Origin of the sequence: Methylophilus sp. Leaf408 (genome assembly GCF_916856905.1) — a bacterium.
Lineage (GTDB): Bacteria > Pseudomonadota > Gammaproteobacteria > Burkholderiales > Methylophilaceae > Methylophilus.
Window position 1 is genome coordinate 1,094,804 of record NZ_CAKASK010000001.1, and the last position, 24,464, is coordinate 1,119,267.

Annotated in this window: 22 protein-coding genes; 7 read left to right on the forward strand and 15 right to left on the reverse strand. The window is 48.7% G+C overall.

Annotation, left to right across the window (positions count from 1 at the left end):
• Window positions 1–723: 723 nt before the first annotated feature.
• The 4 genes from LPA26_RS04895 to hemN form a co-directional block, all read right to left on the reverse strand.
• A complete protein-coding gene (locus LPA26_RS04895; protein WP_229007540.1) occupies window positions 724–1,143 on the reverse strand; it encodes a hypothetical protein in 420 nt (139 codons plus the stop codon).
• A gap of 15 nt (window positions 1,144–1,158) precedes the next feature.
• Window positions 1,159–1,995, reverse strand: coding sequence for a DNA ligase (locus LPA26_RS04900; protein WP_255658971.1), 837 nt, complete (start codon window positions 1,993–1,995; stop codon window positions 1,159–1,161).
• A 116-nt stretch (window positions 1,996–2,111) separates the two neighbouring features.
• Window positions 2,112–2,816, reverse strand: a complete 705-nt coding sequence (locus LPA26_RS04905) for a sulfite exporter TauE/SafE family protein (RefSeq protein ID WP_229007542.1) — start codon at window positions 2,814–2,816, stop codon at window positions 2,112–2,114.
• A 9-nt stretch (window positions 2,817–2,825) separates the two neighbouring features.
• Complete coding sequence (gene hemN / locus LPA26_RS04910) at window positions 2,826–4,211, reverse strand: oxygen-independent coproporphyrinogen III oxidase (protein ID WP_229007543.1); 1,386 nt, start codon at window positions 4,209–4,211, stop codon at window positions 2,826–2,828.
• Between the two features lie 239 nt (window positions 4,212–4,450).
• Here hemN and fnr point away from each other — a divergent pair, with 239 nt between their 5' ends.
• Window positions 4,451–5,215: a fumarate/nitrate reduction transcriptional regulator Fnr gene (gene fnr / locus LPA26_RS04915; protein WP_055825632.1), complete on the forward strand. Its 765-nt coding sequence runs from the start codon at window positions 4,451–4,453 to the stop codon at window positions 5,213–5,215.
• A 163-nt stretch (window positions 5,216–5,378) separates the two neighbouring features.
• Here fnr and LPA26_RS04920 read toward each other — a convergent pair whose 3' ends face one another.
• The 10 genes from LPA26_RS04920 to LPA26_RS04965 form a co-directional block, all read right to left on the reverse strand.
• Window positions 5,379–5,627, reverse strand: coding sequence for a FixH family protein (locus LPA26_RS04920; protein ID WP_055825635.1), 249 nt, complete (start codon window positions 5,625–5,627; stop codon window positions 5,379–5,381).
• Window positions 5,628–5,696: 69 nt separating this feature from the next.
• Window positions 5,697–7,142 (reverse strand): cytochrome c oxidase accessory protein CcoG, encoded by a 1,446-nt coding sequence (gene ccoG, locus LPA26_RS04925; RefSeq protein ID WP_055825638.1) that lies wholly within the window; start codon window positions 7,140–7,142, stop codon window positions 5,697–5,699.
• A gap of 15 nt (window positions 7,143–7,157) precedes the next feature.
• On the reverse strand, window positions 7,158–8,054 hold the full coding sequence (ccoP, locus tag LPA26_RS04930; RefSeq protein ID WP_055825641.1) for a cytochrome-c oxidase, cbb3-type subunit III: 897 nt from the start codon (window positions 8,052–8,054) through the stop codon (window positions 7,158–7,160).
• 30 nt (window positions 8,055–8,084) lie between these two features.
• Window positions 8,085–8,225 carry a CcoQ/FixQ family Cbb3-type cytochrome c oxidase assembly chaperone gene (locus tag LPA26_RS04935; RefSeq protein ID WP_055825643.1) on the reverse strand — a complete coding sequence of 47 codons (141 nt, stop codon included), beginning with the start codon at window positions 8,223–8,225 and terminating at the stop codon, window positions 8,085–8,087.
• 11 nt (window positions 8,226–8,236) lie between these two features.
• Window positions 8,237–8,863 (reverse strand): cytochrome-c oxidase, cbb3-type subunit II, encoded by a 627-nt coding sequence (ccoO, locus tag LPA26_RS04940; RefSeq protein ID WP_055825648.1) that lies wholly within the window; start codon window positions 8,861–8,863, stop codon window positions 8,237–8,239.
• A 10-nt stretch (window positions 8,864–8,873) separates the two neighbouring features.
• Window positions 8,874–10,310: a cytochrome-c oxidase, cbb3-type subunit I gene (ccoN, locus tag LPA26_RS04945; protein ID WP_055825652.1), complete on the reverse strand. Its 1,437-nt coding sequence runs from the start codon at window positions 10,308–10,310 to the stop codon at window positions 8,874–8,876.
• A 103-nt stretch (window positions 10,311–10,413) separates the two neighbouring features.
• Window positions 10,414–10,551 carry a cbb3-type cytochrome oxidase assembly protein CcoS gene (ccoS, locus tag LPA26_RS04950; RefSeq protein WP_055825655.1) on the reverse strand — a complete coding sequence of 46 codons (138 nt, stop codon included), beginning with the start codon at window positions 10,549–10,551 and terminating at the stop codon, window positions 10,414–10,416.
• Window positions 10,552–10,555: 4 nt separating this feature from the next.
• A complete protein-coding gene (locus LPA26_RS04955) occupies window positions 10,556–12,847 on the reverse strand; it encodes a cation-translocating P-type ATPase (protein ID WP_229007544.1) in 2,292 nt (763 codons plus the stop codon).
• 213 nt (window positions 12,848–13,060) lie between these two features.
• Complete coding sequence (metG, locus tag LPA26_RS04960; RefSeq protein WP_229007545.1) at window positions 13,061–15,121, reverse strand: methionine--tRNA ligase; 2,061 nt, start codon at window positions 15,119–15,121, stop codon at window positions 13,061–13,063.
• Window positions 15,122–15,353: 232 nt separating this feature from the next.
• Window positions 15,354–15,812 (reverse strand): fasciclin domain-containing protein, encoded by a 459-nt coding sequence (locus LPA26_RS04965; protein WP_229007546.1) that lies wholly within the window; start codon window positions 15,810–15,812, stop codon window positions 15,354–15,356.
• Between the two features lie 260 nt (window positions 15,813–16,072).
• Between LPA26_RS04965 and apbC the strand changes: the two genes are divergently transcribed.
• Window positions 16,073–17,161 (forward strand): iron-sulfur cluster carrier protein ApbC, encoded by a 1,089-nt coding sequence (gene apbC / locus LPA26_RS04970; RefSeq protein ID WP_055825664.1) that lies wholly within the window; start codon window positions 16,073–16,075, stop codon window positions 17,159–17,161.
• 11 nt (window positions 17,162–17,172) lie between these two features.
• A complete protein-coding gene (locus LPA26_RS04975) occupies window positions 17,173–17,730 on the forward strand; it encodes a DUF1003 domain-containing protein (RefSeq protein ID WP_055867195.1) in 558 nt (185 codons plus the stop codon).
• A 69-nt stretch (window positions 17,731–17,799) separates the two neighbouring features.
• On the opposite strand, the gene pgl is transcribed toward LPA26_RS04975, so the two are convergent.
• Window positions 17,800–18,486 (reverse strand): 6-phosphogluconolactonase, encoded by a 687-nt coding sequence (gene pgl / locus LPA26_RS04980; protein WP_229007547.1) that lies wholly within the window; start codon window positions 18,484–18,486, stop codon window positions 17,800–17,802.
• A 231-nt stretch (window positions 18,487–18,717) separates the two neighbouring features.
• Between pgl and gnd the strand changes: the two genes are divergently transcribed.
• From gnd to LPA26_RS05000, 4 genes are all read left to right on the forward strand, one after another.
• The gene (gnd, locus tag LPA26_RS04985; protein WP_055825673.1) at window positions 18,718–19,623 is read left to right on the forward strand and encodes a phosphogluconate dehydrogenase (NAD(+)-dependent, decarboxylating); all 906 of its coding nucleotides are present in this window, start codon (window positions 18,718–18,720) and stop codon (window positions 19,621–19,623) included.
• Window positions 19,624–19,731: 108 nt separating this feature from the next.
• The gene (zwf, locus tag LPA26_RS04990) at window positions 19,732–21,207 is read left to right on the forward strand and encodes a glucose-6-phosphate dehydrogenase (RefSeq protein ID WP_055825676.1); all 1,476 of its coding nucleotides are present in this window, start codon (window positions 19,732–19,734) and stop codon (window positions 21,205–21,207) included.
• 182 nt (window positions 21,208–21,389) lie between these two features.
• Window positions 21,390–21,959 carry a dCTP deaminase gene (gene dcd / locus LPA26_RS04995; protein WP_055825679.1) on the forward strand — a complete coding sequence of 190 codons (570 nt, stop codon included), beginning with the start codon at window positions 21,390–21,392 and terminating at the stop codon, window positions 21,957–21,959.
• A gap of 110 nt (window positions 21,960–22,069) precedes the next feature.
• Window positions 22,070–24,316 (forward strand): arginine/lysine/ornithine decarboxylase, encoded by a 2,247-nt coding sequence (locus LPA26_RS05000; protein ID WP_055825685.1) that lies wholly within the window; start codon window positions 22,070–22,072, stop codon window positions 24,314–24,316.
• Window positions 24,317–24,464 lie beyond the last annotated feature (148 nt).

Sequence of the window (24,464 nt, forward strand, 5' to 3'; positions counted from 1 at the left end):
AAATGCACCCTAGCATCCGCTTTTTTCCTGCGTTGCTCGTCAAAACAAGCGGTCGCGAAACTCGACCTGGCAGCACACACAAATCGTGAGCTGCTGCGGGACTCGAACAAACGCTCCCTTCATCTTGTTTTGCCTGCGCTACTCGGCGCGTCAGATAGGGGCCCGGTTAAAACCATCACGATGGAACATACCTTGGACATGTAAGGTTAAAGGGCGCTAAGTGCGTTTTGAGCCTTGAAGACAAAACTCAAATTTTAATAAATCTAATTCTTTTGTTTCTTTTTCCCAGAGTGGTCGAGCGTGGTGCAAAGCAAAGAATTACACTCAAGGGAAAGCGTGTGCTTTTCATGGGCCCCTATCTGACGCGCCGAGTAGCGCAGTCAGCGTGGGAGTCGTCGGCCAGCGTCTGTTTGAGTTCCGCGGTGGCTTGTGTTTTGTGCAAGCCGCTAGGGCGAGTTTCGCTGGCCGCCCACGCTGATGAGCAACACAGGAAGCAAGCGGAAGCTAGGGTGCCCTTTCTTTTGGTTACTTGTTCTTTGGGCAAGCAAAGAAAAGTAACTCGCCTAGAGGCGAAATAGAATGGTGAATATTCTTAAAGATTAATCTAGCCTGGATTCTCCCTTGCAGGGCGCACTGGCTTTTACATAAGCCAGTCGTTCCGCAGGCATAGAGTATGATCTATGAACCCCTGCTACACCCTACGCCAGAATGACAAACTAAGAATTACCTTCTAACACACTCCTCAACTCCCGTATTGCCACCCTTAAACGCCGGTTCAAAATAAAACTTCCTGAACTGCAATCTGCCATTGGCACCCTTCTTAAACTCCGCAATCCCGGTACCAAAATCCTGCGTCTTACCCCCATACTCGCCATTCTCCACCGGCAAGGCAAAGTGCATCGCCGCATGCATGCCATGTGCCGCCGCGTGGCCTTTATAGAGTCCATAATCAGGCACTTCCAACTGAAAGTCATAACTGGTGTCTGACCCTTTGCTATGCTCCTTGCGCAACTTCATCGTCACTATGCCGGTATATTCACCTTCATGTGCATCCTCTCCACGGCAATCATAGATACCGCTCAGATCAAACGCATAAGCATTGGTGACCAGTAATCCCATCATTAGCGCTGCAAAAAATTTCATATTCTTTTCCTAACATTATTCAGGTGGACGCACCCGTACAAAGCTGGCAAATTTTGGTTTGCCCTTTTTAGTGATATCCCTGTAAGTATAAGTGACCTGGCTGCCGATTGGTGGCGGATTCGCACGCTCTGCATCACTAAAACCTGTACCTAACTTGAATTGCAATCCATCCGGCATTTCTACAAGTAAGGCACCCATTTTACCAACGTATTTGCCTTTGCCGGGCACATGCGCAATCACTATGGCTTCGGCATCCAGTTGTGGCTTAAGTTTAAGTAAAGCATGATTGCGGCCGGTGAGATATGGCGCATCAGCACGATGCAACATCAGCCCTTCCCCGTGTTTTGCAACGACGTTATCGAGCGTGCGTTTCAGGGATTGTTCATCTTGCACATGAAATTGTTTAATGACTTTCAGGTAGGGGCTGTTTACTTTTCGTGCGAGTTGCTCCAGGCGCCGGGCGCGATCTGCAAACGAGCCTTCTGCATTCGGTAGCTCGAATACGTAATAAATCACTTTTCGCCACGCCGCATCTTCCGGCACTGTTTGCCTGACGGTAGCCGACAGTAATTCAAATTGGCCGCGCGCTATCCACAACTCGCCATCGAGTGCCTGAGAGGGGAATTGTTTGGTGAACCAGGCTGGTGCGTGAATCGGGTGTCCCTGACGGCTGACTAATTGCTTGCCATCCCAGACTGCGCGAATGCCATCCAGTTTTTCGCTAATCAGGTATTCGCGGACATCTAAACCTTGCTGGTAGATATGTGCCAACAGGATATCCGGCGCTGTAGCATAGGCTGGAAAAACCCACATAGTGAATACCAAAATGATGCAGGCTTTAATAAGACACATAGAATTACCCCTGAGTAATTAATTTAAATTAACAAGAGTAAACTACATCAGTCTGGTGATTTCGGCAATATTTCTTATTTATAAAGCAAAAAATTACAGTAATTTATATTTAATAATCAAAGTACTTGGCACCATAACTTATCGTGATGAATGAGGTCCATCCATAAGGCGATCAAGCTCAATATAACCAGCATCATGCCGCTGATACGCATGCCGGTGGTTTCTTTAAACCACGTAGGTAATGCTTGTTGGCCTGATTGCCACAGCACAGGCGCGATCGCCATCACGGTGGCAGAACCGATAGCGAATGCCATCATCACCAATGCGCCTTGTAACCATTGCGATTGCAGCGAGGCCAGCATCACGGCCGAATAAAGCAAGCCGCACGGTAATAGGGCCCAGACCATGCCGGTAAACAGAAAATTAAATCTGGCGTGCCGGGTGTGTTGTTTAATCCAGGCCCAGACCTTTTGTGCACCCTGCACTGCCCATTGCGGTTGTTGACCGGTGACCAGCAACAAAAAACCCCAGGCGAAAATCAGGGTATGCGAAAACGTCCACAAGGGCTGGAATACCTGGCTTTGATTGGATAACCAGGCGAGACCACGCAGGCTTTGCGCGGCTAATGCGCCTAGCATGCCATAACCAAGCATGCGCCCAAGGTAAAAGCTCCAGGGGACAGTCTTTACAAGGCGTATCGGGATGGATTTAACGTGGGAGGGAGTTTGCATGGCGCCGCAAGCTGCACCACACATGGCTATGCAGTGAGGCCCGCCTGCCAGCCCCATGACGAAGGCGGTCAGGAGTAAACTGGCTAACATGCCGGCAGTTTAAAGGATTTTGGAGAACCTTGCACGGTTGGCATCGTGCTGTAAATAACGGTCAAATACCAGGGCGATGGCGCGGATAAAGAACCAGCCTATCTCAGTCACCTTAATCCCATCTTCTTCTATTATGATCAAGCCATTTTTTTCTTTTTCTACAAGTTCTTGAAGCTCTGACTTAAAGTATTCTCTAAAGTTTATCATGTAGGATAATTCTATGGACTCATAGCTTAACTCGCCATGACACATGATGGCCATAATCACCGCACGGCGGATCAGGTCATCACGGCTGAGGGCCAGGCCACGGACAATCGGCAATTGTTGCTGATCCAGAAAGTCATAATACTCTTCCAGCGTTTTGGCATTCTGGCTGTAAGTCGCCCCCATTTTACCAATCGCTGACACACCTAAAGCCAAGATATCCTGGTCAGCCATGGTGCTGTAACCCTGGAAGTTGCGATGTAACCTGCCCTGCTGCTTGGCAATGGCCAACGAATCTTCAGGCAAGGCAAAATGATCCATGCCTATGTAGACATAACCTGCCTGCATTAACTGCTGAATGGCTTCTGACAGCATCTGGATTTTATCAACCGCATGAGGTAAATCTTCCTGCAATATACGGCGTTGCGGTTTGAAGCGTGAAGGTAAATGCGCGTAGCCATATAGTGCAATTCGATCTGGCTTTAAGGTAATTATCTGTGAAATGGTTTGCCTGAAAGTAACAGGTGTTTGTTTGGGCAAACCGTAAATCAGGTCAGTGTTCAATGACTGAAAACCTATCTCGCGCGCTTGACGCATCAGGGTGGCGACTTGTTTGTAAGTCTGGATGCGATGCACAGCTTCCTGCACATCAGCATCAAAATCCTGCACCCCAAAACTCAGGCGATTAAATCCAAGGTTTCGCAAATGTTGCAAACGTGCCTGGTCTACCGTGCGTGGATCTATTTCAACCGAATATTCACCTTCTGCGCTGAACGTAAATGCCTTTTTCAACATGCGCACCAGACTGGATAATTCTTCATCACTAAAGAATGTAGGTGTGCCACCTCCCAGATGTAACTGGTTGACCTTTTGCTGCTGACCTAATGATTGCAGATGCAAATCCAGCTCGCGTTGCAGGTAGTCCAGGTAAATTGCACTTTGCTCATAGCGCTTGGTGACGATCTTGTTGCAGGCGCAGTAAAAACACAATGATGCACAAAACGGTATATGTACATATACCGACAACGGTTGCGTCCAGCTGTTAATATTGCGCTGCTCAATCGCCTTGCAATAGGTCGTCGCATCAAACGCCTCAACAAACCTGTCTGCCGTCGGGTAAGAGGTATAACGGGGTCCCGAGACGTCATAACGCTCGATATGCTCCTGCGTAATCATCAACGGTTGTTTCATAGCTAGCAAACTGTTTCCTGTCCGGGTGGGTTGACTGTAATGCCTGTCATGCAATGGGATTCACTTTGCCACAAAGTAATTGACGGCTACTTGATGCACATCAAATGGATAGCGGTCGTGCGAGCGCACAATAGGGCCACCTAAAAAATGGGAAGAGAGCGCACAACATGTTCAATGAAACATCAGGCCAGGACGCGTATAATTTGGCAGATACTCAACACCAGTCCAGGATTGTCTCTATGCATACTGAGCCAAGGCCAATTGAACACCAGCAAGCCGATGCCAAACAACTGGAATCCAGTTTCAAAGTCGCCTGTTCTAACTGCAACCTGCGCGAACTTTGCCTGCCTATAGGCCTGAGCTCAAATGAAATGCAGCAGCTGGATGGTATGGTCGCCACCCGCAAAAAAATCAAGCAAGGTGGGCATCTGTATAGCAGTGGTGATGCATTCACCATGCTGTACGCGATTCGTACCGGCTTTTTTAAGACTTGCGTGGTTTCTGAAGATGGTCGAGAACAAGTCACCGGTTTTCAGATGGCTGGTGAAATTATGGGCCTGGATGGCATTGTTAGCGATAAACATAACTGCAATGCGATTGCGCTGGAAGACGCCGAAGTATGTGTGATGCCGTTTAACCATGTAGAAGATCTGTCACGGCAAATCCCTATGCTGCAACGCCATGTGCATAAAATCATGAGCCGCGAAATCGTGCGTGAAAATGGCGTCATGATGCTGTTAGCCAATATGCGCGCTGAAGAGCGCCTGGCTGCTTTCCTGCTGAATTTACTGCAACGCCTGCACGCGAGGGGCTACTCAAAAAGCGAACTGATCTTGCGTATGACGCGCGAGGAAATCGGCAGCTATCTGGGTATGAAACTGGAAACGGTCAGCCGCACATTTTCCAAGTTCAGCGAAGAAGGTATTATCGAAGTCAAACAGAAGAATATCCGCATCCTGGATCACGACAAGCTGAAAGCGATCTTTAACGCCAGCACCTGCTAACGCAAATATAAGTGCAAGCCATTCTGGATCCAAGCTCAAGCGCTATTCAATAAGCTTAAAACCTACTGCGGACAATGTGATACAGGATTATGCGGGGGAGACTGCGCGCACAGGAGCTTCACGTGCGCGCATTTTTAGTTACAAATAAGTAGTGAGTCAATATTTAGTCATCAGCCGGTTTCATACCGGTTTGCGCGTGGTTGCGTGCGGCAATGGCGGGTGCCATACCATCTCTCTCAGCATCCAGTGTCTTATTGATTTCAATCCCTTTACGGTAATAGTCGTCAATCGGTGGATCAGGATGGGTAATCGCCAGATATAGCGTGATAAAGGAAGCCACTATCACTAATGCCGGGCCACCAATAATCAGCCAGACATAGGGGTTTTGGTACCATTTTTGTCGATCAGCCATCTGTGCTCCTTTGTGCATAATGCTGTGTGCCACGCTGCTCTACTCCTTTTGTTCGTACCTGGTTACCCATTAATTACTGGGCACGATAAATACAGATTTTTCCTTGATGGTTTCTTTGCTTTGAATATCTGTCATTTCAAACAAAATCTTGTGCGATCCGGCACGTATTTCACCATCCGGCAACTGTATCTCTACAATGACATTGCGCTTCTCAAAAGGTTTGAGCGCTTTGATTTGCTGGACATTGTTATCTGAGAAATGAACGGCCAAGTCAGGTATACCGGTGACTTTCAGATCGTAATTCCGCATCTCTTCAGTCTCGTTTTCCAGCTTGAGGTTGTAGACGTTTTCAATCTTGCCATCATTGGTATAACGCGCCATCACTGCGCGGTCACGCAATACATCCAGCCTGAAATCAGCTTTGTAGTAGATGCTGACTACCATGCCGACAACCAGGGTCATGAGAATAGCTGAGTAAATCAGCACACGTGGCCTTAACAAACGCGCCAGCATCTGCTGGCGGCTCCAGCGGTTATCCATGCCGTTTTGCGTGGTGTATTTAATCAGGCCTCTGGCATAGCCCATTTTATCCATGACATCATCACAGGCATCAATACAGGCACCACACCCGATACACTCATATTGCAAACCGTTACGGATATCAATGCCGGTCGGGCATACCTGCACACAAATATTGCAATCGATGCAACTGCCCAGGCCGTTGGCGTTTTCGCCGGCTTTTTTAGAACGTGCACCGCGTGGTTCGCCGCGCGCTTCGTCGTAGGTCACGTTCATGGTATCGCCATCAAACATGGCGCTCTGGAATCGCGCATACGGGCACATGTATTTGCAGACCTGCTCGCGCATATAGCCTGCGTTGCCATAGGTGGCAAAGCCGTAAAAACACACCCAGAAGGTTTCCCAGCCACCAGCCTGTAACTGTAGCAAGCTCGGCACCAGCTCGCGCATGGGCGTGAAGTAACCAACAAAGGTGACGCCAGTCCATAACCCAAATGCTATCCAGGCGAATTGCTTCAGGGATTTACGTGTCACCTTGTTAAGATTCCATTTACTGTCATCAAGGCGCATACGCGCAATACGGTCACCCTCGATTTTCTGCTCCATCCACATGTAAATCTCGGTGTATACCGTTTGCGGACAGGTGTAGCCACACCATAACCGCCCGGCAATGGCGGTGAACAGGAACAGCGAAAGCGCTGAGACAATCAGCAGGAAGGCCAGGTAAATCAAATCCTGCGGGTGAAAGATCAGGCCAAACACATAAAAGCGCATGCCTTCCAGGTCAAACAGCATGGCCTGGCGGCCATCCCATTGCAGCCATGGCACACCGTAGAAAAACAGCTGCGTGACCCACACCATGACCCAGCGCCAGTTGTTGTAAAAACCTGAAACGCTACGTGCGTATACCTTGTCTTCAGATTTATAAAGCGAAAAAACCACCTCCTGCTCAGGAATGGTGGTTATTTTCACAGCGTTCTTTCCAATGTCACCCATGGATTTCTGCATGCCTTACTTGTTTGAAAGACCCCAAACATAAGCAGTCAGCAGATGGATTTGCTCAGGACTGAATTTCTCTTCCCAGGCTGGCATCTGGTTGGTTTTACCTTCATGGATACGTTTGATAATGGCCGCTTCACCCTGGCCATGCAACCAGGTGTTGTCTGTCAGGTTAGGGGCACCTATCATCTGGTTACCTTTGCCTTCAGCGCCGTGACAGGCAGCACACACCACGAATTTATCCTTACCGGCATTGGCACGACCTGAGTCATGGATACTGCCAGACAGGCTTAATACATAGTTAGCCACGTTTTTAACGTCTTCTTCGCTACCGACAGCGGCTGCCATTGGCGGCATCATGCCAATACGGCCTCCGGTAATGGTTTCCTTGATTCTTTCCGGGCTGCCACCGTACAACCAGTCAGTGTCAGTCAGGTTAGGGAAACCACGGCTGCCTTTGGCATCAGAACCATGACAGGCTGCGCAGTTATTCAGGAAAATACGCTTACCGATATCACGCGCTTCTGGGATCTTGGCAACATCTTCCACTGGCATCGCCGCATATTTGGCATACAGCGGTGCAATTTTTTCGTTGTTTTTGGCTTTTTCGGCTTCGTACTGTTTAACGGCAGTCCAGCCAAATTTACCCTGGTATTCACCCAAACCCGGGAACAGGAACAGGTAAGCCAGACCAAAGATGACGGTGATGATAAACAGGCCTACCCACCACATTGGCAGCGGGTTGTTCATCTCTTTAATACCGTCCCACTCGTGACCATTGGTATTGTCACTGTCCAGCGTCACTTTTACGCGGCTGGCGAAAATCAGCAAGCCAACACAAAACGCAATGCCACCCAGGGTAATGGTCGAAATCCAGATCGGCCAAAATCCACTTACAAAATCATTCATGATGTTTTCCTTAACCTTTTTGCAGAGGTTTTAGTCTTGATCGAACGGCAGGTTCTGCGCGTCCTTGAAATTTTTGGAATTGCGGTTGCGCCATGCCCACACTGCGATCACTACAAACAATACAAAGGTCAGTAACGTAAACAGTATGCGTAATATGCTGATGATGTCCATGGCGCGACTCCTTATTTAAGATGGGTACCGAGTACCTGCAGGAATGCCACCAGCGCATCCATTTCGGTTTTGCCTTTAATGGCAGCACTACCCTCTTTGATCTGTTCATCGGTGTATGGCACGCCTACTTTACGCAGCGCAGCCATGTGGTCACCAATCGTTGCATCATCCACCAGGTTCTCATTCAACCAGGGGTACGCAGGCATGATGGATTCAGGCACGACGTCGCGAGGCTGGTTAAGGTGTACACGGTGCCAGTCATCGCTGTATTTACCGCCTACACGATGCAGGTCTGGACCCGTACGCTTGCTGCCCCACTGGAACGGATGGTCATACACATATTCACCCGCGACAGAGTAATGGCCATAACGCAGTGTTTCAGCGTGGAACGGGCGGATCATCTGTGAGTGACAGTTGTAGCAACCTTCACGCAGGTAGATGTCACGTCCAGCCAGCTGCAAAGCGGTGTAAGGTTGCAAGCCACGGATAGGCTCTGTCAGTGTCTTCTGGAAAAACAAAGGCACGATTTCTGCCAAACCACCGAAAGAGATGGTGATTAAAGTCAGCACGATCAGCAAAAAGTTATTGGTTTCGATTTTCTCGTGCAGATTGCCACTATTTTGTTCATGAGATGCCATGATGAATTCCTTAAGCGTGTGCAACCACAGCAGGTATTTCTACCGTCGCTGGTTTGCCGCTAGTTGCTGTTTTATAGGTGTTCCACAACATGATGACTAAACCGCTCATGTACAGGAAACCACCTATCGCACGTGTGAGGTAGTACGGGAATTTTGCTTTTACGCTTTCTACAAAGGTATAAGCCAAAGTACCGTCAGCGTTCATCGCACGCCACATCAACCCTTCCATCACACCGGAAATCCACAATGCTGAGATGTATAACACCACACCAATGGTCGCCATCCAGAAATGCACTTCAATCGCTTTTACGCTATACATCTGTTTCTGGCCGAACAGGCGTGGAATCAGGAAGTACAGGGAACCGATGGAGATGAAACCCACCCAGCCCAATGCACCAGAGTGCACGTGACCTACGGTCCAGTCGGTGTAGTGAGATAACGCGTTCACTGTTTTGATCGCCATCATCGGGCCTTCAAAGGTACTCATACCGTAGAAAGACAATGAAACGATCAGGAAGCGCAAGATAGGGTCTGTGCGCAGTTTATGCCAGGCGCCGGACAAGGTCATGATACCGTTGATCATACCGCCCCAGCTTGGTGCAAACAGGATCAGGGATAACACCATACCTAAAGACTGGGTCCAGTCAGGCAATGCGGTGTAATGCAGGTGGTGAGGACCCGCCCACATATAAGTAAAGATCAGCGCCCAGAAGTGGACGATAGACAAGCTGTAAGAATACACAGGACGCTCGGCTTGCTTAGGCACGAAGTAGTACATCATGCCCAGGAAGCCCGCTGTCAGGAAGAAACCAACCGCGTTGTGACCATACCACCACTGCACCATCGCGTCCTGTACACCTGCGTAAGCAGAGTAAGACTTGAACCAGCCAGCAGGGATCGCCGCACTCTCAACGATGTGCAACAAAGCCACCGCCAGGATAAACGCCCCGTAGAACCAGTTGGCAACGTAAATATGCTTGACCTTGCGGATACCGATGGTACCGAAGAACACAATCGCGTATGAAATCCATACGATTGCAATCAGGATATCAATTGGCCATTCCAGTTCGCCGTACTCTTTACCCTGGGTGTAACCCAAAGGCAAGGAGATGGCTGCAGCAACAATCACTGCTTGCCAGCCCCAGAAAGTGAAACTCGCCAACTTATCGCTAAACAAGCGGGTCTGGCAGGTACGCTGTACGACATAGTATGAAGTCGCGAACAAAGCACAGCCACCAAATGCAAAAATCACGGCATTGGTATGCAGTGGTCTCAAGCGGCCGAAAGAGGTATATGACAAGCCCAGGTTTAAATCAGGCCACACCAGCTGGGACGCAATAATCACGCCCATCAATGTGCCAAACACACCCCAAACCACTGCCATGATTGCGAATTGGCGAACTACTTTGTCATTGTAGGTCGCAGCCTTCACGGTTGCATCTTGCATGGATTTCTCCCAATCATTAAAACAAACACCCAACATGAAAAAACTACTTTTTTTGATGTATGCCCAATGTCGCACACATTAAGTGGCGACGATTTGACACATATCAATCCTGCTCTAATATTCGGGATCCTTCTTCTTCCAGATCCTCAAATTGTCCTGTATGGATGGCCCACCAAAAACCACCCAGTATTACAAACACCAGCAACACCGCCAGCGGTATCAATAAAAACGCTATTTCCATGGAGCTATGCCTGACCTTTCTGCCAGCCGGACTTATTCCAGTCCGTCAGCCGCAATGCATTAAGCAACACCAACAGCGAACTGGCCGCCATCCCTAAACCTGCCAACCAGGCAGGTAGCAGCCCCATGATCGCCAGAGGCACTCCGGCAGCGTTATAAAGCGCTGCCCATAACAAATTTTGTTTTACGATGAGGATAGTTTTCTTACAGTGCGAAATGAGCGAAACCAGCACACCGATATCATTACCCAATACCACCATATCGGCTTGTGCCTGCGTCAAAGGGACGCCGGTACCCATTGCAATAGAAGTATGCGCTGCTGCAATGACAGGGCCGTCATTCAAACCATCACCAACCATTAAAACTTTCCGCCCCTGTTTTTGCAGCAACATCACGTGTTGCAGCTTATCTTCTGCTTTTTGCAGACCTGACGCACTCTGAATACCGAGTTGTAATGCCAGATTTTTTACCGGCGCTATTCTATCACCAGATAACAGTTGAATATCAAGCCCTTGTGAAATTAATTGTGAAATTGCCGCCTTGGCATGTGGCTTCACCTGCTCCGTCAACGTGAATCGCGCCACCATCACGTTGCCAGCCATTAAATACACCTGGCGCTCTGCCCCAATATCCGATTCCATCACGCCACTGAACTGCGCATTGCCCAGTTTCACGGCTACAGCAGCTTTGGCTTGCGTATCCAGGGTCGCCGAAATACCGCCACCAACGACTTCCTGCCAGTCATGCATGACCAGGTCAGTGAGGGCATCTTGTTCTACAGCATAAGTATGCAGCGCCTTTGCCACCGGGTGGAGGGAATCGCGGGTGATCGAAGCCAGCATATCCAGAATCAGGGTATTGCCCCAATCAGGATGTGTTTCAGCCAATTGTACCTGTTGCAAGTTCTCGGTCAGCGTGCCGGTTTTATCAAACACGATGGTATCGATTTCACTCATGGCCTGAATCGCGTGCAAGCGGCGGATCAGCACGCCGCCTTTGGCAAACGTGCCCGCACTGGCCAGCATCGCCGCCGGTGTCGCCAGAGACAACGCGCATGGGCAAGTCACCACCAACACCGCGACCGCCGACATCACGGCTTTGGCCGGGTCTATAGACCACCAGTAACCAACCGCCACCAATGCGGCAAGCAACACGCCCCACAGGAAAGGTTGCGCGACTTTGTCAGCCAGCAAAGCAATGCCAGGCTTTTCAGTTGATGCGGATGCCATTAAATTCACCAGTGCATGGTATTGCGTGCCCTCGCCCACCTGCTCGACCTGCATCTCAATCACCGAAGTCAGGTTGCCGGAACCGGCAATGACCTGGGCTCCGGTTGGTTTCATCACCGGATCAGATTCGCCGGTAAGCATGGATTCATCGGCACTGGTATTGCCGACAATGACCTTACCATCCGCCGCAAATATTTCGCCTGGGCGAACATACAGAATATCGCCGACATTGATATTGCTGGCCGCAATTTGCACCCACTCGCCTGTTTCACTTTTTTTCAGCACTGCATGCGGCAAGCGGCGCATCATGTTTTCCAGTGCACCGGCGGTACGGTTGCGCAGTTTCACATCCAACCAGCGCCCGATCAGCAGGAAACTGACGAACATGGTGAGTGAGTCGTAATACACCACATCACCCCACCACCCGCCAGGCGCAAAGGTTGCCAGGGTGCTCATGACAAAGGCAGTGATAATGCCAAGTGACACCGGCACATCCATACCGAGCTGGCGCTGCTTGAGACTAATCCAGGCTTGGGACAAAAACGGCGTTGCCGAGAACAGCATCACCGGCAACGTCAGCACCCATGATGCCCACTTCATCAATTGCACCATATCCGGTGCCATGTCATTGCTATCGGCGGTATAGGTAGGGTAAGCGTACATCATGACCTGCATCATGCAGAAAACCGCGACTACCAGCCGCCAGAGCATCTTGCGCTGCTGGACGGTTCTATCGGTAATGGCGTTGTATTCGTTGACCGGCATGGCGGTATAGCCAATCTCATCCAGATTGGCAAACCATTGCGAAGGGGAAATTTTTTGTGCATCCCAAACCACGCGTACGCGTTTCGAAGCTGCGCTGGCATACACAGCAAGTACACCGGGAAGTTGCTTGATGGTCTGCTCAATGCGCCCGCTGCAAGCGGCGCAGTGCATAGAATCGACCCAGACGTGCGAGGTCCACACATGCGAAGAACTGGTATCACGCTGGCTAAAACGTTCCCATTCGGACTGGATATCCAGCCCTTGCCAGGGATTTGCACCGCTCAGTGCTTGGGACGCTGCCATTGCAATATGGACCATTCGTGAAACATTATACAACTTTATATTATATGATTGAATATAATATAAAACAATGATTTAGCCGGGATTTGAAATGTTTATTAACACCGAAAACGGCTGTATTTTCTTTGATTTAGCGCAAGGAATTGCTAAATAAGACAACCCAGTTATGACAAATGTCGGCGCATTCCGTTCCGGCACATCATCATTCAGTGTGCATTATTTGACACGCATACCAGGTTGCGCTCCACTGTCTGGTGAAAGAATATACGGTCCGCCACGCTCATCACTGGCTGCCAGTACCATGCCTTCACTCATGCCGAACTTCATCTTGCGTGGCGCCAGGTTTGCCACCATCACGGTCAGGCGACCGACCAGGGTGGCCGGGTCATAGGCAGACTTAATCCCAGCAAAAATCTGGCGCGGCTGTGCTTCGCCAATATCCAGCATTAATTTCAGCAGTTTTTCTGCGCCTTCCACATGCTCGGCACTGACGATTTTTGCAATGCGTAAATCCACCTTAGCAAAATCATCAATCGAAATATAAGCGCCCTCTTCTGTTGCCGTGGTCGTTTCCACTTTCTTGTCTGCTTTCGCTTCAGCCTTTACCGGTACCGCCGCACTTGCCTGCAAGTTTTCTTTGTTGGCTTCCACCATGGCTTCGATTTGCTTGCCTTCCAGACGCGTCACCATATGTGAATATGGCTGTATAGTTTGCGAACCCAACCCAAATGCCGCATCGGCCCACTGTAAAGGTTCCACATCGAAGAAAGCCTCTACCGCCGCTGCAATATTTGGCAGCACCGGCTTCAGGTAAATCGTCAGCAGGCGGAACATTTCCAGCGCGTTACTGCAAATCGCATGCAATTCTGGCGATTTACTTTCATCTTTCGCCACCACCCATGGTGCCGCCTCCGCCACATAGGCATTGGCTGCATCGGTCAGTTTCATAACTTCGCGCAAGGCACGCGCAAAATCACGCGCTGTAAAAGCTTCAGCAATCGCCGGTGCAGCAGCACGCATATCATCGATCACCGTATGCTGGGCAGGAATGATTTTGTTGTCGAATTTCTTGGCAATGAATCCGGCAGTACGGCTGGCGATATTGATGTATTTACCCACCAGGTCGCTGTTGACACGTGCGACAAAATCTTCCAGGTTCAGGTCGATATCTTCCATACTGCCATTCAGCTTGGCGGCATAGTAATAGCGTAAATACTCAGGATTCTTGACGTGATCCAGGTAACTTCGTGCCGTGATAAACGTGCCACGTGACTTGGACATTTTCTCGCCATTCACGGTCAGGAAACCATGTGCAAATACCTGTGTCGGCGTGCGGTGACCGGAATAATCCAATGTCGCTGGCCAGAACAAGGCATGGAAGTAGAGAATGTCTTTACCGATAAAATGATACAGCTCGGTGGTGGAATCCTTTTTCCAGTATTCGTCAAAGTCTAAACCAGCTTTTGAACACAAATTCTTGAAACTGGCCATGTAGCCAATCGGCGCATCCAGCCAGACATAAAAATACTTACCCGGCGCATCAGGAATCTCAAAACCGAAATAAGGCGCATCCCGCGAAATATCCCAGTCAGATAATTTGTTCTCACCCGCTTCGCCCAGCCACTCATTCATTTTATTGGCAGCTTCGGCTTGCAAAGTGCCGGAGCGGGTCCAGTCACGCAAGAAATCCACGCATTCGCTTAATTTAAAGAAGTAGTGCTCAGTCTCTTTACGTACCGGTGTCGCTCCAGACACTGCAGAATAAGGATTGATTAATTCTGTCGGGCTGTAAGTGGTGCCGCAGACTTCACAGTTATCACCATATTGATCCTTGGAGTGGCATTTGGGGCACTCGCCTTTGATAAAGCGGTCCGGTAAAAACATGCTTTTGACCGGGTCAAAATACTGTTCAATCGTCTTATTGGCGATCTTGCCATTAGCCTTGAGCGCACGGTAGATATTACCGGACAACTGGCGGTTCTCTTCCGAGTTGGTGGAATAGTAGTTATCAAACTGCACCAGGAAATCGGCAAAATCCTGGCTATGCTCAACATGCACCTTTTCGATCAGCGCTTCTGGCGTGATGCCTTCTTTTTCCGCACGGAGCATGATCGGTGTGCCATGCGTGTCATCCGCGCAAACGTAATGCACAGTATGGCCCTGCATTTTCTGAAAACGCACCCAGATATCGGTTTGAATATATTCAACCAGATGCCCCAAATGGATACTGCCATTGGCATAAGGAAGTGCAGAAGTGACCAATATTTTGCGTGTCATGACACCGTAACCAAAACTTAAAACGACTATTTTAGCAAACCCGTTGCAGTTTCAACGAATCTTTATGCCATTCGACACTACATAATCACTCGCCGTAAATTATATTGCCCGCGATTAGCAGGCAATATAATGAGTAGCAATGCCACAACCATTTATTGCAGCAACATTGGCGAAATCAATAATGCTTGATTGGCCTTAAGCTTTGGCAAAGACTGATTACGCTCACAATTCACTAACTTTTAGGAATCAGCACAGCACTCACAGTATGAATCACACCATTATCGGCATTGAGTTCATTGCCTTCCACTGCAACATTATTTACTTTTACGCCTTCGGTAACAGATAGCTTCAAATTTGCGCCTTCAAGTGATTTTATTTGACCGGCACTCACATCAGCCTGTGTAATTTTTCCAGGATATATATGATAGCTGAGCACTTTTTTCAACTCGGTTGGGTTAGCTAATAATGCATTTAATTTGGCTTTGGAAAGTTTGGCAAAGGCAGCATCATCGGGTGCAAACAAGGTAATCGGCCCATCGCCATTCAAGGTGCTTTCAAGGCCTGCCACTTTTACCGCTTTTAAAAAAGTTTTAAAGCTGCCATCTTGCTGAGCTGTTTGTAACAAGGTATCTGCATAAACAACACTGGAAAGGCTCATGGCCAGGGCAGTGAGTGCGAGTATTTTTTTCATATTATTTTCTCCTGATAAATGGGTAACTTAAATGTTCGGGCAAAATCTCTGTTACCGATGTATCCACATTATCCGTGGAGCCTTACGATTAACTTACCAGAGCATACTTATAGCTTACAGCCACCTTACTGGTCTGACGGAGAACGTGCCTTGGTACCTAATTTAATGGCTAAATCGCATAGAGTCTGCATGACTAGGAGTGCTCAATGGAGTAAGATACCCGCTCTCTTTAGTCAGGCATTACCTCAGGAATCCCAGGCATGGCCATCAGCGAATTATTGATTCAAAGCACCTTAAAACTTTGCATAGACCCAAATACTGGTAAAGATTTTATCAGTGCCAAATCCATCAAAAATATCCAGATTAACGGTAATGATGTCAGCCTGGATGTGGTGTTAGGCTACCCGGCACAAACGCAGTTTGATGTGATTCGCCAGCAAGTGGCGGATGCACTAAGAACTATGGATGGCATAGGCAACATCACAGTCAATGTCGGTTCGCGTATCGTGGCACACAGCGTACAGCGTGGTGTTAACTTGCTACCCAATGTGAAAAACGTGATTGCCGTGGCATCAGGCAAAGGTGGCGTTGGCAAATCCACCACCTCAGTGAATCTGGCCTTGGCCTTGGCGGCTGAAGGTGCAACTGTAGGCTTGCTGGATGCAGATATCTACGGGCCTAGCCAACCGCAAATGCTGGGTATCAGCGGTCGCCCGGATAGTGCCGATGGTAAAAGCATAGAGCCTATGCGCGCGCATGGCATTCAGGCCATGAGTATCGGTTTTCTGGTGGATACCGATACGCCTATGGTCTGGCGCGGGCCTATGGTGACTGGTGCGCTGGAGCAGTTATTAAGAGATACCCGCTGGCAAGACCTGGATTACCTGGTGATTGACCTGCCGCCCGGCACCGGCGATATCCAACTGACCCTGGCTCAGAAAATCCCGGTCACTGGTGCGATTATCGTGACTACGCCACAGGACATTGCCCTGCTAGATGCGCGCAAAGGTCTCAAAATGTTTGAGAAAGTCGGCATCCCTATCCTGGGTATTGTCGAAAACATGAGCACGCATATTTGCACCAACTGCGGTCATGAAGAGCATATTTTTGGCGCGGGTGGCGGCGAATTGATGGCCAAGGATTACAACGTGGATCTGCTGGGAAGCTTGCCGCTGGATATTAATATCCGCATGCAGGCGGATAGCGGCCAACCGACTGTGGTTGCTACCCCGGATAGCAAAATTTCAAGCACGTATAAACAGATCGCGCGCAAGGCGGCCAGCAAGATTGCGATTGCCAATTTGGACCATAGTGCCAAGTTTCCCAACATTGTGATTCAAAAAACCTAGAAAGAAATCGCATGACCATCCGTGAGCACCATATCGCAGAAGACCTGATTGGCGCGCAGTACGAGGCCATGGATGAGCGTACACAAAAGGTGGCGAGACAGCTGACCGAGCGCCGCCATATTTCACGTAACCCATCACAAAAATCCGGCCAACCCTCCGATCTCGGCCAGCGTGCTGCGGATGCCGTGGCGCGTTTTGGTGGGTCATGGACATTTATTTTTGCGTTTATTTTTGTTCTCGTTGCGTGGGTTATATTGAACTCTGTCATCTTGCTTCACTATGACCGTGCGTTTGACCCCTACCCTTACATCCTGCTCAATTTGTTTTTATCCATGCTGGCATCGATACAGGCGCCGATTATATTGATGTCACAAAACCGCGAAGCCGAAATTGACCGTAGGCAGGCCGAACATGATTACGAAGTGAATCTCAAAGCAGAATTAGAGATTCTGCTTTTACACGAGAAATTGGATGATTTACGCGAGCACCAGTGGCAGGAGCTTATTCAGTTTCAGCAACAGCAAATTCAATTACTGGAAAAGTTACTCACTGAAAAGAGTAGTAAATAAAGCATCTAAATTAAGGTATAAAAAAAGCGCCTGTGGGCGCTTTTTTTATTTTTCGCTATAACTACAGTTCTATTTCAGCTCAACACCGAAACAGTACACATCCACTCCGTTTGGTGACTGAATCAACGTTGCCGGGATCGCAACACCTTTACGCCAGTTATCAACCGCCTCTTGTTTGCCGGCACCAGTCACCAGAAACATGACTTCATTGGTATTGCTCAAACGGTCCTGACTAATGGTAATCCGGTCGGCAGGTGGTTTTGGCGAGTTGTAGACTGGCACCACGTCAGCAGTGTTATCAACCAGCTGGCCCGGGAACAGGCTCGCAGTATGGCCATCTTCGCCCAAACCTAGAATGACCAGGTCAAATGTACGCACACCTTTTAAAGTCTGTGCATACGCCTTGGCACCTTCAACATTGCCCAACTCAGCAGGGATATCATGAATCTGGTTTTGTGGAATCGCTACGTGGTTTAGCCACGCTTCACGCGCCATTTTGCTATTGCGCTCGGCATGATCGGCTGGCAGGCATCTGTCATCGTTATGATATATATGCCATTTTGACCAGTCTGCATCGGCTTTCGCCAGTAACTGATAGACAGCTTTAGGCGTACTGCCCCCAGCTAACACCACCAGGAAATTACCATGCTTGGCGATGGCTTCATCAGCTGCGGCTAAAATGCGCTGTAAAGCTGCCTGGTTAATTTCATCTTGTGATTGAAAAGTGTGCCAACGTGTTTGAGAGTTCAAAGACATAAAAAACCTGTAAGAAAACGATACGAAACAACTTTAAGTCATTCACAAAAACACTTTGTGACATTTTTGTTAAATAACAAAATGCAGCCTTTCAGTCGCTGGCTGCATTTGTTATAATTATAACCGACTCGACATGATAATTCTGCAAAATTATCAAATAACCCGCTCGGGTTCATGCCATCCAAAAGATGGGTGTTTCAATAACTGTCCTTACACCATAGGAAAATCCTGATGAAATTAGCAATGATTGGCTTGGGCAAAATGGGCGGCAATATGGCTGCACGTTTGCTTCGTCACAAAATCAACGTGGTTGGTTTTGACTTTAATACCGAATTCGTAAACAAATTAGTAAAAGACGAAGGCCTGGAAGCAGCAACCTCAGTTGCTGATGCAGTTAGCAAACTGGAAGGCCAAAAAATCGTCTGGTTGATGTTACCAGCTGGTGAAATCACTGAAAACCAAATCAAAGACCTGATTCCACTGCTGAACAAAGGCGATATTATCGTTGATGGTGGTAACTCTAACTACAAACACAGCCAACGTCGTGGCGCTTTATTAGCTGAACATGGTATCGGCTTTATCGACTGTGGTACTTCCGGTGGTATCTGGGGCCTGGATAATGGCTATTGCCTGATGTACGGTGGCGAAAAACAATACGCTGACGTATTGGCACCTTATGCACAAGCATTAACACACGCTGACCGCGGTTGGGCACACGTTGGTCCAGTCGGTTCCGGCCACTTCACCAAAATGATCCATAACGGTATCGAATACGGCATGATGCAAGCATTTGCTGAAGGTTTGGACCTGATCAAAGGCAAGGAAGATTTCCATCTTGACTTGGCGCAAATCACTGAATTGTGGCGTCATGGTTCTGTAGTACGCAGCTGGTTGCTTGACCTGACTGCAGAAGCCCTGAAAGACGACCAGAAACTGGAAGCCATTGCACCATACGTTGCTGACTCAGGTGAAGGCCGCTGGACAGTGGTTGAAGCGGTTGAGCAAGGCGTTGCCGCCCCAGTATTGACAGTGGCATTGCAAGCACGTTTCCGCAGCCAGGACTCAAAAGGTTACAGTTATAAACTGCTTTCCCTGATGCGTAATGCATTTGGCGGTCACGCAGTAAAAACCAAGTAATAAAACAGGCCTCTCTTGATGAGAGGCTTTTTTGCTTATTACTAGTGATGTTTAAAATATGGGAAAGGCTTGCCCTTTCCCGTTTACATTTTTATCTTAAGGTTAGAAATGACGAATAAAATTGATCCATGCACACTGGTGCTGTTTGGCGCTAGTGGTAACCTGGCCCGCGTAAAACTTTATCCTGGCTTATTCAGGCTGGACTCACTGGGCCGCTTGCCAGCAGAACTGAAAATTGTCGGCGTTGGCCGCCAAGTGGTTGATCTTGAAGCCTGGCGTGCAGACATCAAAAGCATGCTGGATGCAAAATTTAAAAAAGGTTACGACCAGGCCGTGTTTGAGCGCTTTATTGCGCGTAACTTTTATCATGCCAATCCGCCCACCGACCCTGATGCATTCAGCAAGCTGAAAGCAACGCTGAGCGATGAGTCTGTATTCCCGCAGAATCTGGCCTACTTCCTGTCAGTACGTCCGGTGGATTTCGCTCCGGTAGTGGAATCACTGGCGAATGTCGGCCTGACACAAGAAGACAAATACTGGCGCCGTGTGGTGATCGAGAAACCATTTGGTACCGATCTGCCATCTGCGAAAGAACTGCAAGCAGCAATTACCAAGCACCTGAAAGAAAGCCAGATCTACCGTATCGATCATTACCTGGGTAAATCTGCACTGCAAAATATCTTGCTGCAACGCTTTACCAATACTGTGCTTGAGCCGATCTGGAACAACCAGTATGTGGACCACGTACAAATCACCAACACCGAAATGCTGGGTGTAGGCGACCGCACCCAATTCTACGACAGCACCGGTGCATTGCGTGACATGTTGCAAAGCCACATTCTGCAAACCCTGGCACTGACCGCGATGGAATTGCCTAAGGACTTATCTCCTGAAGGTGTGCGTGACGCAAAGATTGCATTGCTGGAGCAAATTCGCCCGATTCCGGTTGATGAACTGGAAAAACACGCATTCCGTGCGCAATATAGCGCTGGCGAAATCAATGGCGAAAAAGTACCAGGTTATCTGGAAGAGCTGGGCAACAATGACAGCGTGGTTGAGACTTATGCCGCACTGAAACTGTTTATCGACAATCCACGCTGGAAAGGCGTGCCATTTTACATCCGCACCGCTAAACGCCTGCACGAAGCCGATACACGTATTGCTATCCGCTTTAAAAAAGCGCCGCTGCAAATCAATGACCAGGACCAGAACTGGCTCATCATTGGTATTCAGCCACGCGAATGCATCAAACTGGAAATCCAATCCAAGATCCCTGGCCTGGATATTCAAACGCGCACCATCCAGCTGGATGCCGCCAACCGTTGGGATAGTGATGACTCTGTAGACGCATACGAAGCTTTATTGCTGAACCTGATGCAAGGTGACAACTCGAACTACCTGCATATTTCTGAAGCTGAAGCGCAATGGCGTCTGGTTGACCCGGTCGTTAAAGCATGGGCTGAAGACAAGCGTCCGGTATATCAATACCCTGCCGGTAGCCGTGACCCGGCAGCGTCTAAAGTGATCTTCGAAAGTGAAGATCAGTTCTGGCGTTACAGCATTGAATTGGGCGGTGACAAATAAGCACTTGCGGTAGAAATACCGCAGGCTTAAATAATCGCCAAAAATTCATAAAAAGTTTGCAAAACTGACAGCATTTATTGTTATTATTTGCACCTACTAAAAGCGGAGTTTGAAACTCCGCTTTTTTCTCTTTATTTGCAAGTACACAAGCGCCACAAACCGCGCAAAGACTGGATATCGGAATGAGCATTAAGTCGGACAAATGGATACGCAGAATGGCTGAACAACACGGCATGATTGAGCCGTTTTCGCCGACACTGATACGCGAAGAGAATGGCGGGAAAATCGTTTCATACGGTACGTCATCCTATGGTTACGATATCCGCTGTGCTGACGAATTCCGCGTGTTTACCAATATCAACAGCACCATTGTCGACCCGAAACAGTTTGACCCGCAATCATTTGTCGAAGTATCTGGCAAAGGCTATTGCGTGATTCCGCCCAATTCGTTTGCATTGGCCCGCACGGTTGAATATTTCCGCATCCCGCGTTCGGTATTGACTATTTGCCTTGGAAAATCCACGTATGCGCGTTGCGGCATCATTGTAAATGTCACACCATTTGAACCAGAGTGGGAAGGCTATGTCACACTGGAGTTCAGCAATACAACCCCGCTGCCTGCCAAAATTTACGCAGGCGAAGGTTGCGCCCAAGTATTGTTTTTTGAATCTGATGAAGTGTGCGAAACCAGCTATAAAGATCGCGGTGGCAAATATCAGGGCCAGGTCGGCGTTACATTGCCAAAAATATAGCTTTTGAAAAAACTAACAACTACCACAGAGGCACGGAGTAAAAGCATGGCTTTCTCAGTGCCTTTGTATTTTGAGCTACACGTTTCAGTGATAAGTTAAGGACTCATTGAATGAAATTTAGATTTCCCGTCGTCATTATTGATGAAGACTTCCGCTCCGAGAACTCTTCCGGTCTCGGCATCCGCGTATTGGCTAAAGCGATTGAAGAGGAAGGAACTGAAGTACTGGGCGTCACCAGTTACGGCGACCTCACATCATTCGCACAACAACAAAGCCGTGCCTCTGCGTTTATCCTGTCAATTGATGATGAAGAAATCGTCGAAGAAAAGCCGGAAGCGATCGAACAATTACGTAATTTTGTGCAGGAAATACGTTATCGCAATGAGGAAATCCCGATTTTCCTGCACGGCGAAACGCGTACCAGCCGCCATATCCCTAATGATGTACTGCGCGAGCTGCATGGTTTCATTCACATGAATGAAGACACGCCCGAGTTCGTGGCGCGCCTGATTATCCGCGAAGCAAAAGCTTACCTGGATAGTCTGCCGCCGCCATTCTTCAAAGCACTGACGCATTACGCAGCCGATGGCTCTTATTCCTGGCACTGCCCTGGTCACTCTGGTGGCGTGGCATTCCTGAAATCACCAGTAGGCCAGATGTTCCACCAGTTTTTTGGTGAAAACATGCTACGTGCAGACGTCTGTAACGCGGTGGATGAATTGGGTCAATTACTGGACCATACCGGCCCGGTGGCAGCTTCAGAGCGCAATGCAGCACGCATCTATAACTGCGACCATTTGTACTTTGTAACCAACGGCACATCGACTTCGAACAAAATCGTCTGGAACTCGACTGTTGCCCCGGGTGACATTGTGGTGGTTGACCGTAACTGCCATAAATCCGTGTTGCACTCGATCATTATGACCGGCGCGATTCCGGTGTTCCTGATGCCGACCCGTAACCATTTCGGTATTATCGGCCCCATCCCGAAAAGTGAATTTGCCTGGGAAAATATCCAGAAGAAAATCGCCCGCAATCCGTTTGCCAGCGATAAAAATGCCAAACCACGTGTATTGACCATTACACAATCTACTTACGATGGCGTGTTATACAACGTGGAAGAAATCAAGGAAATGCTGGATGGCAAGATCGACACCCTGCACTTTGATGAAGCCTGGTTGCCACATGCGACTTTCCATGATTTCTATGGTGATTACCATGCCATTGGCGCTGACCGCCCGCGTTGTAAAGAGTCTATGGTGTTCTCTACCCAATCCACCCACAAACTGCTGGCCGGCTTAAGCCAGGCTTCGCAGATTCTGGTGCAAGATGCACAGGACAATCATCTGGACAGGGACTTATTCAACGAAGCCTACCTGATGCACACCTCGACCAGTCCGCAATATTCGATTATTGCCAGCTGTGACGTCGCTGCTGCCATGATGGAAGCGCCTGGCGGTACTGCTTTAGTGGAAGAGTCGCTGAAAGAAGCGCTGGACTTCCGTCGCGCCATGCGCAAGGTGGACGAAGAATGGGGCACCGACTGGTGGTTTAAAGTCTGGGGACCAACAGATTTGTCCGAAGATGGCCTGGAAGAGCGCGATGCCTGGATGCTGAAAGCCAACGAGCGCTGGCATGGTTTCGGCAACCTGGCCGAAGGCTTTAACATGCTGGATCCGATTAAAGCGACTATCATTACTCCCGGCTTGGACGTGGATGGTGATTTCTCTGAAGAATTTGGTATCCCCGCAGCCATTGTGACCAAATACCTTGCTGAACACGGTGTAATTGTAGAAAAAACCGGCCTCTATTCTTTCTTTATCATGTTCACCATCGGCATCACCAAAGGCCGCTGGAACACCATGGTGGCTGCGTTGCAGCAGTTTAAAGACGACTACGACAAGAACCAGCCATTATGGAAGGTATTGCCGGAATTCGTACAGAAACATCCGCGTTATGAGCGCATAGGCCTGAAAGATTTATCTACACAAATCCATGAAGTCTACAAAGCCAATGACGTCGCACGCCTGACAACGGAAATGTATTTGTCGGATATGGTGCCTGCCATGAAACCTACTGATGCCTTCTCAAAAATGGCACACCGCAAGATTGAGCGTGTGGCGATTGATGATTTGGAAGAGCGTGTCACGGCAGTATTGCTGACGCCCTACCCGCCTGGCATTCCATTGCTGATTCCTGGCGAGCGTTTTAATAAGGTAATTGTGAATTACCTGAAATTTGCACGCGAGTTTAACGAGAAGTTCCCTGGTTTTGAGACGGATAACCATGGATTGGTGAAGCAGTTGGTGAATGGTAAAGCAGAGTATTTTGTTGATTGTGTTAAGCAGGAAGATTAGGAATTAGCTAAATTGTCATAGAGTTAGCGCAATGAAAAGTTAACTGTATATGCTTTATGCTCCGCTACATTTCACCACCCGGCGAGTTACGTTTCTTGTTTACCCAAAGAATCAGTAACTCGCCGCGCCGTGGGGCAGAAAACATTGG

Coding starts and splice junctions, on each gene's coding strand:
- LPA26_RS04895 (WP_229007540.1), bottom strand. CDS start 1,143: ATGAAATTTTTTGCAGCGCTAATGATGGGATTACTGGTCACCAATGCT.
- LPA26_RS04900 (WP_255658971.1), bottom strand. CDS start 1,995: ATGTGTCTTATTAAAGCCTGCATCATTTTGGTATTCACTATGTGGGTT.
- LPA26_RS04905 (WP_229007542.1), bottom strand. CDS start 2,816: ATGTTAGCCAGTTTACTCCTGACCGCCTTCGTCATGGGGCTGGCAGGC.
- hemN (WP_229007543.1), bottom strand. CDS start 4,211: ATGAAACAACCGTTGATGATTACGCAGGAGCATATCGAGCGTTATGAC.
- fnr (WP_055825632.1), top strand. CDS start 4,451: ATGCATACTGAGCCAAGGCCAATTGAACACCAGCAAGCCGATGCCAAA.
- LPA26_RS04920 (WP_055825635.1), bottom strand. CDS start 5,627: ATGGCTGATCGACAAAAATGGTACCAAAACCCCTATGTCTGGCTGATT.
- ccoG (WP_055825638.1), bottom strand. CDS start 7,142: ATGGGTGACATTGGAAAGAACGCTGTGAAAATAACCACCATTCCTGAG.
- ccoP (WP_055825641.1), bottom strand. CDS start 8,054: ATGAATGATTTTGTAAGTGGATTTTGGCCGATCTGGATTTCGACCATT.
- LPA26_RS04935 (WP_055825643.1), bottom strand. CDS start 8,225: ATGGACATCATCAGCATATTACGCATACTGTTTACGTTACTGACCTTT.
- ccoO (WP_055825648.1), bottom strand. CDS start 8,863: ATGGCATCTCATGAACAAAATAGTGGCAATCTGCACGAGAAAATCGAA.
- ccoN (WP_055825652.1), bottom strand. CDS start 10,310: ATGCAAGATGCAACCGTGAAGGCTGCGACCTACAATGACAAAGTAGTT.
- ccoS (WP_055825655.1), bottom strand. CDS start 10,551: ATGGAAATAGCGTTTTTATTGATACCGCTGGCGGTGTTGCTGGTGTTT.
- LPA26_RS04955 (WP_229007544.1), bottom strand. CDS start 12,847: ATGGCAGCGTCCCAAGCACTGAGCGGTGCAAATCCCTGGCAAGGGCTG.
- metG (WP_229007545.1), bottom strand. CDS start 15,121: ATGACACGCAAAATATTGGTCACTTCTGCACTTCCTTATGCCAATGGC.
- LPA26_RS04965 (WP_229007546.1), bottom strand. CDS start 15,812: ATGAAAAAAATACTCGCACTCACTGCCCTGGCCATGAGCCTTTCCAGT.
- apbC (WP_055825664.1), top strand. CDS start 16,073: ATGGCCATCAGCGAATTATTGATTCAAAGCACCTTAAAACTTTGCATA.
- LPA26_RS04975 (WP_055867195.1), top strand. CDS start 17,173: ATGACCATCCGTGAGCACCATATCGCAGAAGACCTGATTGGCGCGCAG.
- pgl (WP_229007547.1), bottom strand. CDS start 18,486: ATGTCTTTGAACTCTCAAACACGTTGGCACACTTTTCAATCACAAGAT.
- gnd (WP_055825673.1), top strand. CDS start 18,718: ATGAAATTAGCAATGATTGGCTTGGGCAAAATGGGCGGCAATATGGCT.
- zwf (WP_055825676.1), top strand. CDS start 19,732: ATGACGAATAAAATTGATCCATGCACACTGGTGCTGTTTGGCGCTAGT.
- dcd (WP_055825679.1), top strand. CDS start 21,390: ATGAGCATTAAGTCGGACAAATGGATACGCAGAATGGCTGAACAACAC.
- LPA26_RS05000 (WP_055825685.1), top strand. CDS start 22,070: ATGAAATTTAGATTTCCCGTCGTCATTATTGATGAAGACTTCCGCTCC.